Origin of the sequence: Marinobacter santoriniensis NKSG1, assembly GCF_000347775.1 — a bacterium.
Taxonomy (GTDB): domain Bacteria; phylum Pseudomonadota; class Gammaproteobacteria; order Pseudomonadales; family Oleiphilaceae; genus Marinobacter; species Marinobacter santoriniensis.
In genome coordinates this window covers 138,747-152,081 of sequence record NZ_APAT01000016.1, presented here as the reverse complement: position 1 = coordinate 152,081, position 13,335 = coordinate 138,747, and the positions used below count along the sequence as shown (strand labels likewise).

14 protein-coding genes and 1 other RNA gene are annotated in these 13,335 nt (G+C 59.3%); 7 read left to right on the top strand and 8 right to left on the bottom strand.

What is annotated here, in order from left to right; all coding sequences use genetic code 11:
* Positions 1-23: 23 nt before the first annotated feature.
* Positions 24-893: an MlaD family protein gene (locus tag MSNKSG1_RS11795; RefSeq protein WP_008939503.1), complete on the top strand. Its 870-nt coding sequence runs from the start codon at positions 24-26 to the stop codon at positions 891-893.
* Here the strand turns inward: MSNKSG1_RS11795 and MSNKSG1_RS11790 are convergent.
* The 6 genes from MSNKSG1_RS11790 to MSNKSG1_RS11770 form a co-directional block, all read right to left on the bottom strand.
* Positions 890-1,780: a chemotaxis protein gene (locus MSNKSG1_RS11790; RefSeq protein WP_008939502.1), complete on the bottom strand. Its 891-nt coding sequence runs from the start codon at positions 1,778-1,780 to the stop codon at positions 890-892. The genes MSNKSG1_RS11795 and MSNKSG1_RS11790 overlap by 4 nt on opposite strands.
* Positions 1,781-1,941: 161 nt before the next feature.
* Positions 1,942-2,538, bottom strand: a complete 597-nt coding sequence (locus tag MSNKSG1_RS11785) for an exopolysaccharide biosynthesis protein (protein ID WP_008939501.1) — start codon at positions 2,536-2,538, stop codon at positions 1,942-1,944.
* Positions 2,539-2,666: 128 nt separating this feature from the next.
* Positions 2,667-3,032: a transfer-messenger RNA gene (ssrA, locus tag MSNKSG1_RS18935) on the bottom strand.
* Positions 3,033-3,103: 71 nt separating this feature from the next.
* Positions 3,104-4,522 carry a WS/DGAT/MGAT family O-acyltransferase gene (locus MSNKSG1_RS11780; RefSeq protein WP_008939500.1) on the bottom strand — a complete coding sequence of 473 codons (1,419 nt, stop codon included), beginning with the start codon at positions 4,520-4,522 and terminating at the stop codon, positions 3,104-3,106.
* A gap of 164 nt (positions 4,523-4,686) precedes the next feature.
* Positions 4,687-5,166 carry an SsrA-binding protein SmpB gene (gene smpB, locus MSNKSG1_RS11775; protein ID WP_008939499.1) on the bottom strand — a complete coding sequence of 160 codons (480 nt, stop codon included), beginning with the start codon at positions 5,164-5,166 and terminating at the stop codon, positions 4,687-4,689.
* The gene (locus tag MSNKSG1_RS11770; RefSeq protein ID WP_008939498.1) at positions 5,163-5,348 is read right to left on the bottom strand and encodes a hypothetical protein; all 186 of its coding nucleotides are present in this window, start codon (positions 5,346-5,348) and stop codon (positions 5,163-5,165) included. The genes smpB and MSNKSG1_RS11770 overlap by 4 nt, the downstream gene beginning before the upstream one ends.
* Between MSNKSG1_RS11770 and MSNKSG1_RS11765 the strand changes: the two genes are divergently transcribed.
* From MSNKSG1_RS11765 to MSNKSG1_RS11755, 3 genes are read left to right on the top strand one after another with little or no spacing between them, the layout of a single operon-like run.
* Entirely contained in the window at positions 5,347-6,975 is a 1,629-nt protein-coding gene (locus MSNKSG1_RS11765; protein WP_008939497.1) for a sodium-dependent transporter, read from the top strand. The two genes, MSNKSG1_RS11770 and MSNKSG1_RS11765, sit on opposite strands and share 2 nt — an antisense overlap.
* Before the next feature lie 33 nt (positions 6,976-7,008).
* On the top strand, positions 7,009-7,455 hold the full coding sequence (locus MSNKSG1_RS11760) for a type II toxin-antitoxin system RatA family toxin (protein WP_008939496.1): 447 nt from the start codon (positions 7,009-7,011) through the stop codon (positions 7,453-7,455).
* Positions 7,455-7,736 carry an RnfH family protein gene (locus tag MSNKSG1_RS11755; RefSeq protein ID WP_008939495.1) on the top strand — a complete coding sequence of 94 codons (282 nt, stop codon included), beginning with the start codon at positions 7,455-7,457 and terminating at the stop codon, positions 7,734-7,736. Before MSNKSG1_RS11760 ends, MSNKSG1_RS11755 begins: the two co-directional genes overlap by 1 nt.
* Positions 7,737-7,743: 7 nt before the next feature.
* On the opposite strand, the gene MSNKSG1_RS11750 is transcribed toward MSNKSG1_RS11755, so the two are convergent.
* Positions 7,744-8,070 (bottom strand): outer membrane protein assembly factor BamE, encoded by a 327-nt coding sequence (locus MSNKSG1_RS11750; RefSeq protein WP_008939494.1) that lies wholly within the window; start codon positions 8,068-8,070, stop codon positions 7,744-7,746.
* Positions 8,071-8,193: 123 nt separating this feature from the next.
* Here MSNKSG1_RS11750 and fur point away from each other — a divergent pair, with 123 nt between their 5' ends.
* Entirely contained in the window at positions 8,194-8,616 is a 423-nt protein-coding gene (fur, locus tag MSNKSG1_RS11745) for a ferric iron uptake transcriptional regulator (protein WP_008939493.1), read from the top strand.
* A gap of 103 nt (positions 8,617-8,719) precedes the next feature.
* Here fur and recN read toward each other — a convergent pair whose 3' ends face one another.
* Entirely contained in the window at positions 8,720-10,396 is a 1,677-nt protein-coding gene (recN, locus tag MSNKSG1_RS11740) for a DNA repair protein RecN (RefSeq protein WP_008939492.1), read from the bottom strand.
* Positions 10,397-10,656: 260 nt separating this feature from the next.
* On the opposite strand from recN, the gene grpE reads away from it, so the two are divergent.
* Together grpE and dnaK are read left to right on the top strand one after the other, a co-directional pair.
* Complete coding sequence (gene grpE / locus MSNKSG1_RS11735) at positions 10,657-11,262, top strand: nucleotide exchange factor GrpE (RefSeq protein WP_008939491.1); 606 nt, start codon at positions 10,657-10,659, stop codon at positions 11,260-11,262.
* A 93-nt stretch (positions 11,263-11,355) separates the two neighbouring features.
* The gene (dnaK, locus tag MSNKSG1_RS11730; protein WP_008939490.1) at positions 11,356-13,281 is read left to right on the top strand and encodes a molecular chaperone DnaK; all 1,926 of its coding nucleotides are present in this window, start codon (positions 11,356-11,358) and stop codon (positions 13,279-13,281) included.
* The last annotated feature ends 54 nt before the right edge of the window (positions 13,282-13,335 follow it).

Sequence of the window (13,335 nt, the reverse complement as noted above, 5' to 3'; positions counted from 1 at the left end):
TCAACGGACAAAAGGTGTACGCAATGACTGTTTTCAGGCTCCGGTTTCTGGCTTTTCTGGCCGCGGCGCTGTTATTGGCCGGTTGCAGTAAACCGGAAACGCCGCAGGAAGTTGCTGCTGCGTTCTGGCAGGCGATGGCCGACAACGACGCCGGTGATGTGGTGGAGTATTCCACGCTGACCGATGAATCCCTCTTCGACGGCTACAAGCACAACTGGACCAATGTGGTTCCGTCTTTCGGGCGGGTCGTCATTTATGGGCCGAAAGCGACCGTCGTCACTCGCCTGCCGGCGGAAGACCGGCCGGAGGGGGAGCGCCAGGAATTGATCACCTACCTGGTGCAGGGGCCGGACGGCTGGCTGGTCGACTACGACCGCACCGGTGACGCCATTCTCAACCCGTCGCCGTTCCAGGGACTGATGGGTGAGCTGAACAGGCTGGGTGACCGCATTGCCCGCAACTTCTCGCAATCCTCTGAGGATTTTAACGCGAGAATGGATCAGCTGGGCCAGGACCTGCAGACCTATTCCGAAGACCTCCGGGATAAGGCGCAGGACGCCATGGAGTCTTTCGGGGAGAAGCTTCAGGATGCCATGAAGTCCCTCGAAGATTCCCTGAACGATGCGCTCAAGGACAATCAGCAGGCACCCCGGGAAGACCGGGCCGTTCTGCAGCAGGCGGCACGGGATCTGGATACCCGCGCAGAGGCACTGGATGAGCCGACGGCAGAACACCTGGCGGCTGCCAGCCGCGCCGTGGCCGAAGCGGGTAACCGCATTGCCTCACTGAGCAGTGATACCTGGAGTGACTATCAGAAGCAGTGGGAATCGAGCCTGGAAGAGATCAGGGCAGATACCCGGCAATTCTTCGAAAGCCTGGGACAGGAACGCTAGTGGCTGGACTGCTCTGCGCCGCGAAGCATGGCGTGGAGCAGTTCGTCCGCATCAAACTTGGTCAGGGCCTCGTTGGCCCCGACCTGGTTGGCGTAACTCAGGCTCATTTCGCTGTTCAACGACGTGTGCAGGATGATGAAGGGCTGCTTCAGTGACGCATTATCCCGGATATTGAACGCCAGTTCGTAGCCGTCCAGCCCGGGCATCTCGATATCGCTCACCAGAATGTCGATCGGCTTTCCAAGCTCGTAATCCCGCAGCAGCGTCTGGAACGCCTGGTCGCCATTGGCCGTCACCTGGTACTGGATTCCCTTGCTGTCGAGTACATCGCACAGCTGCTTGCGGGCCACCTGCGAATCGTCCACCAGCAGGATGTTCTGGGTGCGGAGGGTCTCCCGCTCGACGTCTGTCAACACCACGTCCTGTGGCTCCAGGGTTTCCGGATACACTCTCGCCAGTAACAGCTCCACATCCAGCAGCTGGATGATGGTGCCGTCCATGTCCAGCAGCCCGGTGACGAACGCATTGTGTCCGAGTGCCTTGGGTGGGGGCATCACCTTGCGCCAGTCCACCTCGACGATCTGTTGCACGCTGCGCACCAGAAATCCTATTTCCTGCCGCTGGATATCCGTGACGATGATGGACGCCTTTTCCCGCTCCTCCCGTGACAGGGGCGGATAGCCGACAGCCGCCGCCATGTCGATCACCGGAACCGCCGACCCGCGGAAGGTGGCCGTGCCAATGACCGCATGGTGACTGTGGGGCAGTTTGGTCAGCGGCTGGAAGGGCAGGATCTCCCGGATCTTCAATGTACCCAGGCCCAACAGCCGTTCACCGGAGAGGCGGAACAGCAAGAGTTTCTGGGACTGTTTCGTTTTGCCGGACATGAACTGGAGATCCTTTTGCTACTGGTCACCCGCGGAGTGGGGCGCTGCCGATAACGGAAAATAATCTGTAGCAATAGTAGCAGCTTCCACACGCGAGGAACGAGGCAGCTTTGTATCAAATGGTGACGAAACGAGGGTGGCGAAAGGGCAGACGCAGGAATTCAGCCCAGCAGGGCCGAGCCGATGAACCAGAAGGTCCCGACCGTAATCACCGAAGCGATCAGCGCCAACAGCCCATCCCGGGCAATGATCGCGAGCCCGAACGCCATCAGGGACAGGCCGCCGCCGTTGGCGCTGAAGGGGACAACCTCCATGGCCGGCATGGCGCCCGCCACCGACATGCACTCCAGTGCCATCAGATACTGGCCCGGTCCTCGTGTGAGCCACACCAGCCGGGGCCGGGTATACCGATCCAGCCAGGCCGCCGGTTTGTCCAGCCAATCCAGCCCTTTGACCAACTGCGCACGCTTCACCCGACGGTTGGCAATCGCCCCGGGCAACCAGATCGACCGCCGCTGGAACAGCAGCTGGCCCAGGGTCAGAAGCACCAATAACCCCAGCAGCGTGGGCACCCCCGGAATATCGCCAATGAGCGGCGCAATCACGAGCAGCCCGGCCACCAGAACCACCGGCCCGAAGGAGCGCTCGCCCACGGCCCGGAAAATGTCCGATACCGTCACGTCCTGCTGACCCTCGGTAGAGGTACGCAGCCGGTGAAACAGCTGCTCCAGGTTTTCCGGATCGTCGGGTTGATTCATGCAGGACGCCTTGTGGCCAAAGATCTCACCAAGCTAATGGATTTAAGGCGGAAGATCATGAAATGAAGGTGACGGGGTTGTCAGACGGGCATGAAAAAAGGCTCCCCGGAGGGAGCCTTTTGGGTGTTTGGTGGAGACGGCGGGAATTGAACCCGCGTCCGCCAGCACTCAGCCTTGAGGTCTACATGCTTAGTGTCCTTCTATTGATTTAACCTCAAGCGACCCGAAGGTCAGGGTGCAAGAGGCGAGCTCTTTAATCTTAGCCGCTAACCAGTGAGCTCTGGGTAGCGGAGCAGCCTATAAGCGATGACGTCCTGGGATGTTGCTACTGAGTTATAGGCGCCTCAGCCAGGACGACTGGAACGGCTTACGCCGCCAGTGCGTAGTTTTCGTCGTTTGCGACTATTTTAAAGCAGCTTTGGATTTACGAGATTCGCTGCCATCTCGACATGCACCCAAGGGTTCGTCACCGGCGTCGAAGCCAAGTCGTCCCCTTACATACTCAGTATATGTGTCCTGATTGCCGGACTTCAAGGGTTATTCGTAAGATTTATACCTATACCCTTCAACTGGCCTCGCGAGTGAGGGCATCCTCGCGGCCGGCAAGGGCCGCGTGGCGTAATGCCTCGAAGCTTTCCCTGAAGTAGTCCATCACGGCATTGGGGTCGGCATGGATGGCTTTGTCGACGGTAATGCCAAACTGAACGGTGCCCGCGTAGCTGAGAATGCTCATGCCGATGCCGATGGTGCCACTCTGGGGCACCCAGAACATGGGTTGGGTCAATTTGCTGCCCGCCAGGTAGAGCGCCTCTTTGGGCCCCGGCACGTTGGTGAGCACGGCAGACGCCTTGTTGCTGAGCAGGTCCAGTGCCCGTCGTTCAAGGACATCGGGGCCGCGGCCGAATAAATCAAGGAGGCTGTATGTGACCTGGGCCTGGTAAGACCGCTTCAACCGGTTCATGTTTTCCTGCACTTGCTGGAAGCACATGAGCGGGTCCATCACTTCCACCGGGAGGGTCACCAACACCAGGCCGAACTTGTTGCCCAGGGTTTCGATGGGTTGATCAAGAGGCCTCAGGTTGAATGGAACGGCAACGCGGATTCCGCAATCGGGAATCGCTTCCTTGTGCGCGGCAAAATGCCGCTGCAAAGCGCCGGTGACGGTGCAGAGCAGGGCGTCGTTGATGGTGCCGCCCAGTGCCTTGGCGCAGGCTTTCACTTCCGCCAGGTCCAGGGGGTCTGCCCAGGCTACCTGTTTGCGCCCGGAGAGGGGTTCTTTCAGCCCGGTTTTCGGCTCAAACGGGGCCAGGCCGAGTTTGACCAGGTCAAAGGCCACATCGCCGGCGGTCGTCGCCAGTTTGAGAGGGTAGTTGGGCTCCTCCCGGACCGATTGGATGAACAGTCTGGCCTGATCGGTGGCGACTTGCACGTTGTCGACCGCCCGATGGAGTAATTTCTGGATGGCGGATCTCTGGCGCGGTTTTGAAGGATGCTTCGAGGCCACCCGGCTGAGTTTGGGCTCCGGCGTCTTGTCGGTCAGCGACAGCATGACCCGGACCAGTGATATGCCGTCGGCAATGCAATGATGGATGCGAATCAGCAGGGCGGCACCACCCTGATAATTATCGATGTAATGCATTTGCCAGAGCGGTTGCCGGAAATTCAGCGAGGTGCTGTTCATGTCGCTGACCAGTTTCTGGAGTTCGGCCTTGTCGGCCTTGCCTGGCAGCGCGATCTGGTGGAGGTGGTTGTCCAGGTCAAACAGGGGATCGTACTGCCAGTAAGCCCGGTCACCATTGTCCACAACCCGCTGCCGGAAACGGTCGAAACACAGGAATCGCTTCTCCAGCGTTTTCCGCAGACGCTTCATGGAAATGGGCTGTTCCAAGGTCCACACCCCACAGATCATCATGGGGTTCTGGGGCGTGTCCATTCTCAGCCAGGCACGGTCAACCGATGACATTGGGGTCAGATCAGATGGCATAAGCCCTCCCTTTGCTACGCATCCGGTGGCGAAACCGTGGGACAGCATTCTCCTCGGACCAGTGAGTATAGGACTGGCGAACAGCTTCGCAAAGAGGACCAGTATGCGACACATGGGCGGTGCCGCACTTGACTGGCGTCAGGCTGAGGGGCGTTGGGCCGGTATCAGGTATTGGCTTCGCGCAGGATGCGCTGTTTCTGACGGTTCCAGTCGCGCTCTTTTTCCGTGGCGCGCTTGTCGAACTGCTTTTTACCCTTGGCGAGGGCGATCTCGCACTTCACTTTGTTTTTCTTCCAGTACAGTGCCAGCGGGATGCAGGTGGAGCCGGCCTGGTTTACCTTGCCAAGAATTTTGGCAATTTCCTTTTTGTGGAGCAGCAGCTTTCGGGTCCGGGTCGGATCGGCAATAACGTGGGTTGAGGCTGTGCTCAAGGGCGTGATGTGGGCGCCGAGCAACCAGGCTTCGCCGTTCTTGAGCAGCACATAGGCGTCCACCAGCTGGGCCTTGCCGGCGCGCAGGGATTTCACTTCCCAGCCGAGCAGCGAGAGGCCGGCCTCGAAGCGTTCCTCGATGTGATACTCGTGTTTCGCTTTTTTGTTCAGCGCAATGGTGCTGCTGGGGGTTCCGGGTTTCTTCTTGCTCATGAACCAGTGATCCGGGGTCGGATTAGTGTACGAATGGCCGGGCTGTCGGGCCCGGCGAAGCGCGCATTGTAGCTCAGGAGTGCCAGACCGGTCACGAAATCGGCGCAATAGTCTGTAAGTCGGGGTGCGAGTATGATGGCATCGGCTACAATGACCGCCCAGTCTTTTTCAGGGAATTGCATGTCGACGCCGTACCAGACTGCCATCGGGTCCTTTACCCGTAAATCCACCTTTTTCTGGGCCTCCGTGGGCGCGACGGTGGGGCTGGCGAACCTGTGGCAATTTCCCTATCTGGCCAGCCGTCACGGCGGCGGTCTGTTCATCCTCATCTACCTCGCATGCCTGTTATTGATCACTTTGCCACTGATGGTGACGGAGGCCTCCCTGGGGCGCTATTCCCGGCATGGGATTGTGCTGGCGCTCGATGGGCTCATCCGTGGCGCCCGGGCGTCCAGGCTCTGGATGTTTGCAGGCCGCCTGAGCATTCTGGCCGCCTTCCTGGTGCTGTCCTACACCCTGGTCTTCGGAGCCATCGCGCTGGCCTATGTGTTTTTCGGGGCCGTGGGTGAGTTTTCCGGCGCCAACATGGGCGACGCCGGGGCGATCCTGTCCGGTCTGGTTTCCGATCCGGACCATTACCGTCGGTTTGTCGCCTGGTATACGTTTTTCGTCATTCTTGTGGTCTGGGTGTCCATGCAGGGCGTTGTCAGCGGTGTTGAGCGCACCATGCGCGTGGTGGTGCCGGGTACCCTGCTGTTGCTGGTGGGACTCTTTGCCCTGTCGCTCTGGCAGGGGCACATGAACAATGCGGTGGATCAGATCCTCGGCTGGCATTTTGCCGATGTGACGGCGGGCAGCGTGAAGGCTGCCCTGTTCCAGGCGTTTTTTACGCTGGGCCTCGGGATGGGGGTCTGGACCGTCTTCGGCGCTTACAGTACCTCAAACACCGCGTTCAAACGCTCGCTTCTGGCGGTGGTCCTGATGGATACGTTGGTGGCCATCGTGGCAGGGCTGATGGTGTATTCGCTGTCGGCAGCGGGGCCGGAAACCGACAACGCTCGCGGCTTTAGCCTCCTGTTCATCTCGCTGCCGGTGAACCTCGCGGCATTGCCCGGGAGTCAGATCCTGATAGCCGTGGCTTTTCTGACGGTGGTGTTGGTGGTCTGGACGACCTCGGTGGCTCTGATGGAACCCGTGATTGGATGGTTCAGAGAGTGGACAGGGGCGCCCCGGGGAGTGTCCTCGCTGCTGGTTGGCCTCATGGTCTGGCTGGCAGGGTTGGTATCGCTGCTTTCTTTCAATCTCTGGGCGGATATCCGCTTTGCTGGTGCCACCGTATTTCGATGGTTGGAGTTGTTCAGCGGCGGGTTGCTGATTCCGCTGGTCGCCAGCCTGGTTGCCCTGTTTACCGGCTGGTGCCTCACCCGTCGGTTGGCACTGTCGCTGATCGGGCGCACACCGCGGCCCGTGGCGAGTATCTGGTACTGGGTCATGCGACTGGTGCTGCCAGTGGTGGTGGCCTACATTGGCATTTCCTACATTCTCTTCTCCCTGTCCAGTCTCTGTCAGGGAAGCAGTGGCAGGCTGTGGTGTGGGCAGGCCGAACCGGTGGTCTCCGAATCCCGCCCTCCGGCAGTGGAAAGGAAGGCGGAGGAGGTTCCTGACAAACCGGCGGTTGAAGAGGCGCCTCCGGCACCCGCCGCATCGTCACCGGCTGGGGAATCCGGAGATTCTGGCACGGCGCCCGCGAAACGCACGCCCCATGAAAATGCCCCCAAACAGGACGACATCCTTTATCATAGTGTCTGATTCAGGCTTATGTGATTAGGACAACGGGAGCTCATGGCCCATCAGATTGATAAAACCGCCCTTGTGATGCACTCGGCCGAGCGCATGTTCGAGTTGGTGAACGACATCGCCCGCTATCCGGAGTTTCTGCCCTGGTGCGCAGATGCCGAAATCGTTGACGAGACCGGCGGGCACATCACGGCGTCTCTGGAAATTGCCAAAGGGGGTATTCGCCACCGGTTGACCACGCGGAACCAGTTGCGCATGCCTGAGGTGATCGAGATGAACCTCGTCGATGGTCCCTTCCGGAATCTTACCGGCCGCTGGCACTTCAAGCCCCTGGATGAGAATGCCTGCAAGGTGATGTTGAGCCTGGAGTTCGAGTTTTCCGGCTCGCTGTCGCGCATGACCTTCGGCACGGTGTTCAGTCAGGCTGCGAATACCATGGTCGACGCATTCTGTCGTCGGGCCGATGAGCTCTATCTGAGGGGGAACGGATGATGCACGTCGAAGTCGCCTATGCCCGGCCCGATAAACAGGAAATTATCCCCGTGGACGTGCCCGAGGGCACCACGGCACTGGAGGCCGTGAAGCTCTCTGGCATCACCGCTCTGTTTCCGGAGGTCGATCCGGACAGCAACGACATGGGTATCTTCGGGAAGGTCGTCAAGGACCCGGCGGCTCATGAGCTGCGGGATGGGGATCGCGTCGAACTCTACCGCCCGCTCAAGATCGATCCCAAGCAGGCGCGACTGAATCGCGCCAAAAAGAAAACCGCCTGACGTCCCTTCAGTACGCGGGGGTGTCGTCCAGAAGCTGCGCCTCGTAGTGTGAAAACTGGTCGTTGTCGTAATAGACGATCAGGCGCTGTTCCTTGATTTCGCCTCCGGCCCGCTGAAAGGTGTAGACGTAGTAGTCCCTCGATGGGTCGACCGGGTTCTGCATCAGAGGGGTGCCGAGCAGGGCGCGCACCTGGGTTTTGGGCATGCCTTCGGTCAGTGAGGTCAGCTCTTCGTCGGTTACAATGTTGCCTTGCTGGACGTTGATTTTGTACACGCCGGGGAAGGCACAGCCGGCAATAAAGAGAGTGAGAATGAGAGCTGTGAGCTTTTGCATCGCCGTGGGAAATCCTCTATCTTGAAACCGCCTGCCGGAGGCAGATGTGACACGGAAACACCGTGAATGTGGCGGCTTCATCATACCGGAAGCCGTTAGGCACACCAAAGAGCGAATAGTAACATGTCATCTGAAAACGCCGAATTACGAAAAGTCGGTCTGAAGGTTACCCTGCCGAGGGTCAAGATCTTCAATATCCTGGAGAATTCTCGGGAGCATCACCTCAGTGCCGAGGACGTCTACAAAAAGTTGCTTGAGCAGGGAGATGACGTGGGTCTGGCGACGGTATACCGGGTGTTGACCCAGTTCGAAGCGGCTGGCCTGGTGCTTCGTCATAACTTCGAAGGTGGGCATGCGGTGTTCGAGATGGCGGGTGATGACCATCACGATCACATGGTGTGTACCCAGACCGGGGAAGTGATCGAATTCGTCGACGAAATGATCGAAGAGCGTCAGAAAAAGATTGCCGAAGAACACGGATACGAGATCGTGGATCACAGCCTGATTCTGTACGTCAGGCCCATCAAGCAAACCGAAAACGACTGACGGCGCGGGTCAAACCGGCCAAAAAAAGGGGCAGACACCTTGTCTGCCCCAACAGCTCTCAGGATCGAGAGGGGTAGAGGAACCTGTTTGGCAGGTGGTCGGCTCAGTGACGAGTGGCCTGCCCCTTTGAAAACATCTCCCGGGCGTGCGCGATGGTCTGTTCCGTCATGTCCACGCCGCCCAGCATTCTTGCGACTTCTGAAATCCTTCCCTGATCATCCAGCGTCTCGATCTTCGAGAAAGTTGCATCCTTGTCGGTGAACTTGCTGACGAAGAGGTGCTGATGGCACTGGGCCGCAACCTGGGGCAGGTGGGTGACACACAGGACCTGACCGTTGTTGCCCAGCGTTCGAAGCAGCCGCCCCACTACCTCGGCGGTACCGCCACCAATCCCGACGTCTACTTCGTCGAAAACCAGTGTTGGCGTGGTGGAGGTTTGCGCCACCACGACCTGGATGGCGAGGCTGATGCGAGACAGTTCGCCGCCTGACGCCACCTTGGCCAGAGACCGGGCCGGTTGGCCGGGGTTGGCGCTGACCAGAAATTCGATCTCTTCCATGCCGTGGGCGGCAGGCTCTTCGCTGTGGCGGCTCAGGTGCGTGACAAACTGAACCGACGGCATGCTCAGCTGAGCCAGTTCCTCGGCGATCCGCTGATCCAGCTCGACCGCTGCCTGTTGTCGGGCATCGCTGAGCCGGGTGGCGAGCTGGTCGTAATCGGCGCGCAGGGTGTCGAGTTCTGCCTCCAGTTGCTCCAGGCTACCGGCGCCACCGTCCAGCTCGGCCAGTTCTGCCGTCAGTCGCTGATGCAGGTCCGGAAGCTCCTCCGGGGTGATCCGGTGCTTCCGGGCCATCTGGTAAATCGCGCTGAGGCGCTCCTCGACTTCGGCCAGGCGCGCCGGGTCGGCTTCGTAATCCTCGACGAACCGGCGCAGGTTGTCGCCGGCCTCTGAAATCTGGATCTGGGCGTCGTTCAGCATCTGGATGGTATCGGCCAGGGCCGGGACGTCCACCGGGAGCTGCTCCAGTTGCTGCAGGGCCTGCCGGACCATGTCCGAGGCGCTTGTTTCATCTTCGGTACAGAGCAGCGCTGCCTGGTGACTGCTGTGAAGAACGGCGTCCGCCTGGCTGAGTTGGGCCTGCTCCTGCTCCAGCTCGGCCTGTTCGTCGGCTTCAAGGGCAAGGCGATCAAGTTCTTCCACCTGATAACGCAGCAGTTGCAGTTTTGCTTCCGATTCCTCGGCATTCTGCTGTCGTTCGGTCAGGCGTTGCCGCGTCTGTTGCCAGGCCTTCCAGGCGTCACGAGTCTCGGCGGCGAGGTTTTCGACACCGGCGAACTCGTCCAGCAGTTTCCGGTGTGTGTCTTTCCGGAGCAGGGACTGGTGCTGATGCTGGCTGTGGATGTCCATCAACAGGCCGCCAAGTTCTTTCAGGTGGGCAAGCGGGCAGGGCTGGCCATTGATGTAGGCCCTGGAGCGCCCATCCTTGCTGATCACCCGACGGAGGATGCAGTCGGTTTCGTCATCGAGCTCGTGTTGCTCGAGCCATTGCGAGGCTTCGGGAATCGTGGAGACGTCGAACGTGGCGGTTATGTCGGCCCGTTTTGCGCCATGACGAACGGCGCCAGCGTCAGCCCGGCCGCCCATGGCAAGCCCCAGGGCATCCAGCACGATGGATTTGCCCGCCCCGGTTTCGCCGGTCAATGCTGTCATGCCTTTGCTGAATTGCAGTTCTACGCGTTCGGCAATGGCGTAGTTGGACACGGTTAACTGTGTGAGCATGACGGACCTCCGCTCGCGGAATTCGAATGCAGTTTCTGGAAATACTGTAATTGCATACAGTGACTGTGAATATATACAGGGTTTTTCGGGTTTGCAAATTGGCTCGCGTCAAATTCTTCAATATTGCATCCAACGGGTGGTTGAAACCTGCCGAGCGGGCCCCATATCGGTTCGCAAACACAGTTTTCCGGCTTGCGTCGGTCGGAAGTTCATTTCAACCGGCCCGGATACTGGCCGCTGAAGATCTAGCAGGAGTAGTCATGAGCACTGACGAAAAGCGCAACGAGCAGGTAGACGAACTGAAGGAAGCAACCGAGGCTGCCGCTGAGGAGGCTCAGGCCCGGGAAGACGCGGAAGCGTCTGAGGGTGGGGTTTCCGAAGTGGAGGCGCTGAAGGCCCAGGTGCAGGAGTTTCAGGAGCAGATGCTGCGCTCCCAGGCGGAAATGCAGAACGTGCGCCGCCGTGCGGAGATCGATGTCGAGAAAGCCCACAAATTTGCCCTGGAAAAATTCGTCAAGGAGCTGCTGCCGGTGGCTGACAGCCTGGAGAAGGCCGTCGAAAGTGCCGAAGGGCACCAGGACGCTGGCGACGTTGTGGCCTCGATCCGCGAAGGCGTCGAGATGACGCTGAACCTCCTGATGAACAGCCTGAAGAAATTCAATGTTGAGCAGCTCAACCCCGTTGGCGAGCCGTTCGATCCCCAGCAGCATGAGGCCATGTCCATGGTGCCTGCGCCGGATGCCGAGCCTAACAGCGTGGTGGCCGTTGTACAGAAAGGGTATCTGCTGAACGGCCGGGTGGTTCGGCCCGCCATGGTCATGGTGGCCAAGGCCGAAGGTGCGCCGAAAGTTGATGAGCAGGCTTGAAAAGGCGAATAAAGCGCCAATATAGCGAGTAAATAGCGAAAAAGCCGGACAGCGGTTCCGGAAAAAAGCATTCAGAAGATTTGGAGTGATTCGATGAGCAAGATTATTGGTATCGACCTGGGAACGACAAACTCCTGCGTGGCCATCATGGATGGCGACAAGGTAAAGGTTATTGAAAACGCCGAGGGTGATCGCACGACCCCGTCCATCATCGCCTACACCGAAGATGGCGAAACCCTGGTTGGGCAGTCTGCCAAGCGTCAGGCGGTGACTAACCCGGACAACACCCTGTATGCCATCAAGCGTCTGATCGGTCGTCGTTTTGAAGACGACGTTGTTCAGAAAGACATCAAGATGGTGCCCTACAAAATCACCAAGGCGGACAACGGTGATGCCTGGGTTGAGGTGAAAGGCCAGAAGATGGCGCCGCCGCAGGTGTCTGCAGAAGTTCTGAAGAAAATGAAGAAAACTGCAGAAGACTACCTCGGCGAAAAAGTGACTGAGGCGGTTATCACCGTGCCGGCCTACTTTAACGACAGCCAGCGTCAGGCAACCAAGGATGCGGGCAAGATCGCCGGTCTGGAAGTGAAGCGTATTATCAACGAGCCGACCGCCGCAGCCCTGGCCTACGGCCTGGACAAGAAGAGCGGTGACCGTACCGTGGCTGTCTATGACCTGGGTGGTGGTACCTTCGACCTGTCCATCATCGAGATCGCGGACGTTGACGGTGAGCACCAGTTCGAAGTGCTGGCCACCAACGGTGACACCTTCCTGGGTGGTGAAGACTTCGATCTGAAGATCATCGAGTACCTCGCAGATCAGTTCAAGAAGGACAGTGGTATCGACCTGCGCGGCGATTCCCTGGCGATGCAGCGTCTGAAGGAAGCTGGCGAGAAGGCCAAGATCGAGCTGTCCAGCAGCCAGCAGACCGACGTGAACCTGCCGTACATCACTGCAGACGCGTCCGGTCCCAAGCACATGAACGTCAAGCTGACCCGTGCCAAGCTCGAGTCCCTGGTAGAAGAGCTGGTCCAGCGCAGCCTTGAGCCCTGTAAAGTGGCGCTTCAGGATGCGGGCATGAAGGCCTCTGAAATCGACGAAGTCATCCTGGTGGGTGGCCAGACCCGTATGCCGCTGGTGCAGGAGAAGGTGAAAGAGTTCTTCGGCAAAGAAGCGCGTAAGGATGTGAACCCGGACGAAGCAGTTGCCATGGGTGCTGCTATCCAGGCGGCCGTGCTTTCCGGTCACGTGAAAGACGTCCTGCTGCTGGATGTGACGCCGCTGACCCTGGGTATCGAAACCATGGGTGGCGTGGCTACGCCGCTGATCGAGAAGAACACGACTATTCCGACCAAGAAGTCGCAGACTTTCTCCACGGCGGAAGACAACCAGACTGCGGTAACCATCCACGTGGTACAGGGTGAGCGTAAGCAGGCCACCCAGAACAAATCACTGGGCCGGTTCGACCTGGCGGATATCCCGCCGGCACCGCGCGGTGTGCCGCAGATCGAAGTGACCTTCGACATCGATGCCAACGGCATTCTGAACGTGTCCGCGAAGGACAAGGCCACTGGCAAAGAGCAGTCTATCGTGATCAAGGCCTCTTCCGGCCTGAACGATGACGAAATCGAGAAGATGGTGCGCGATGCCGAGGCGAACGCCGAGGAAGATCGCAAGTTCGAGGAGCTGGTGCAGGCACGCAACCAGGGCGACGCCATGGTCCATGCGGTTCGCAAGACTCTGAGCGAGGCTGGTGACAAGGTCAGCGACAGCGAGAAAGAGTCTATCGAGGCGGCCATCAAGGATCTGGAAGAAGCTCTGGAGGGTTCCGACAAGGAAGCCATCGAGACCAAGACCCAGAAGCTGACCGAGGTGTCCTCGGAGCTGGCTCAGAAGATGTACGCGGAGCAGGGCGAGCAGGCGCAGCAGGCCGGCGGTCAGGAAGGCGCCCAGTCCCAGTCTGCGGATGACGCTGTCGACGCCGAGTTTGAAGAAGTCAAAGACGACGACAAGAAGTAAATCCGAAGTACATCAGGTAGTTGGAAAACGCGGGGAGCTCCCCGCGTTTTCCGC

Excerpts from the sequence above, each read along its gene's own strand:
- MSNKSG1_RS11780 (WP_008939500.1), bottom strand. The coding sequence starts at position 4,522 with ATGCCATCTGATCTGACCCCAATGTCATCGGTTGACCGTGCCTGGCTG.
- smpB (WP_008939499.1), bottom strand. The coding sequence starts at position 5,166 with ATGAGCAAGAAGAAACCCGGAACCCCCAGCAGCACCATTGCGCTGAAC.
- dnaK (WP_008939490.1), top strand. The coding sequence starts at position 11,356 with ATGAGCAAGATTATTGGTATCGACCTGGGAACGACAAACTCCTGCGTG.
- MSNKSG1_RS11790 (WP_008939502.1), bottom strand. The coding sequence starts at position 1,780 with ATGTCCGGCAAAACGAAACAGTCCCAGAAACTCTTGCTGTTCCGCCTC.
- recN (WP_008939492.1), bottom strand. The coding sequence starts at position 10,396 with ATGCTCACACAGTTAACCGTGTCCAACTACGCCATTGCCGAACGCGTA.
- MSNKSG1_RS11755 (WP_008939495.1), top strand. The coding sequence starts at position 7,455 with ATGCACGTCGAAGTCGCCTATGCCCGGCCCGATAAACAGGAAATTATC.
- grpE (WP_008939491.1), top strand. The coding sequence starts at position 10,657 with ATGAGCACTGACGAAAAGCGCAACGAGCAGGTAGACGAACTGAAGGAA.
- MSNKSG1_RS11795 (WP_008939503.1), top strand. The coding sequence starts at position 24 with ATGACTGTTTTCAGGCTCCGGTTTCTGGCTTTTCTGGCCGCGGCGCTG.
- MSNKSG1_RS11750 (WP_008939494.1), bottom strand. The coding sequence starts at position 8,070 with ATGCAAAAGCTCACAGCTCTCATTCTCACTCTCTTTATTGCCGGCTGT.
- MSNKSG1_RS11760 (WP_008939496.1), top strand. The coding sequence starts at position 7,009 with ATGGCCCATCAGATTGATAAAACCGCCCTTGTGATGCACTCGGCCGAG.
- fur (WP_008939493.1), top strand. The coding sequence starts at position 8,194 with ATGTCATCTGAAAACGCCGAATTACGAAAAGTCGGTCTGAAGGTTACC.
- MSNKSG1_RS11770 (WP_008939498.1), bottom strand. The coding sequence starts at position 5,348 with ATGCAATTCCCTGAAAAAGACTGGGCGGTCATTGTAGCCGATGCCATC.
- MSNKSG1_RS11785 (WP_008939501.1), bottom strand. The coding sequence starts at position 2,538 with ATGAATCAACCCGACGATCCGGAAAACCTGGAGCAGCTGTTTCACCGG.
- MSNKSG1_RS11765 (WP_008939497.1), top strand. The coding sequence starts at position 5,347 with ATGTCGACGCCGTACCAGACTGCCATCGGGTCCTTTACCCGTAAATCC.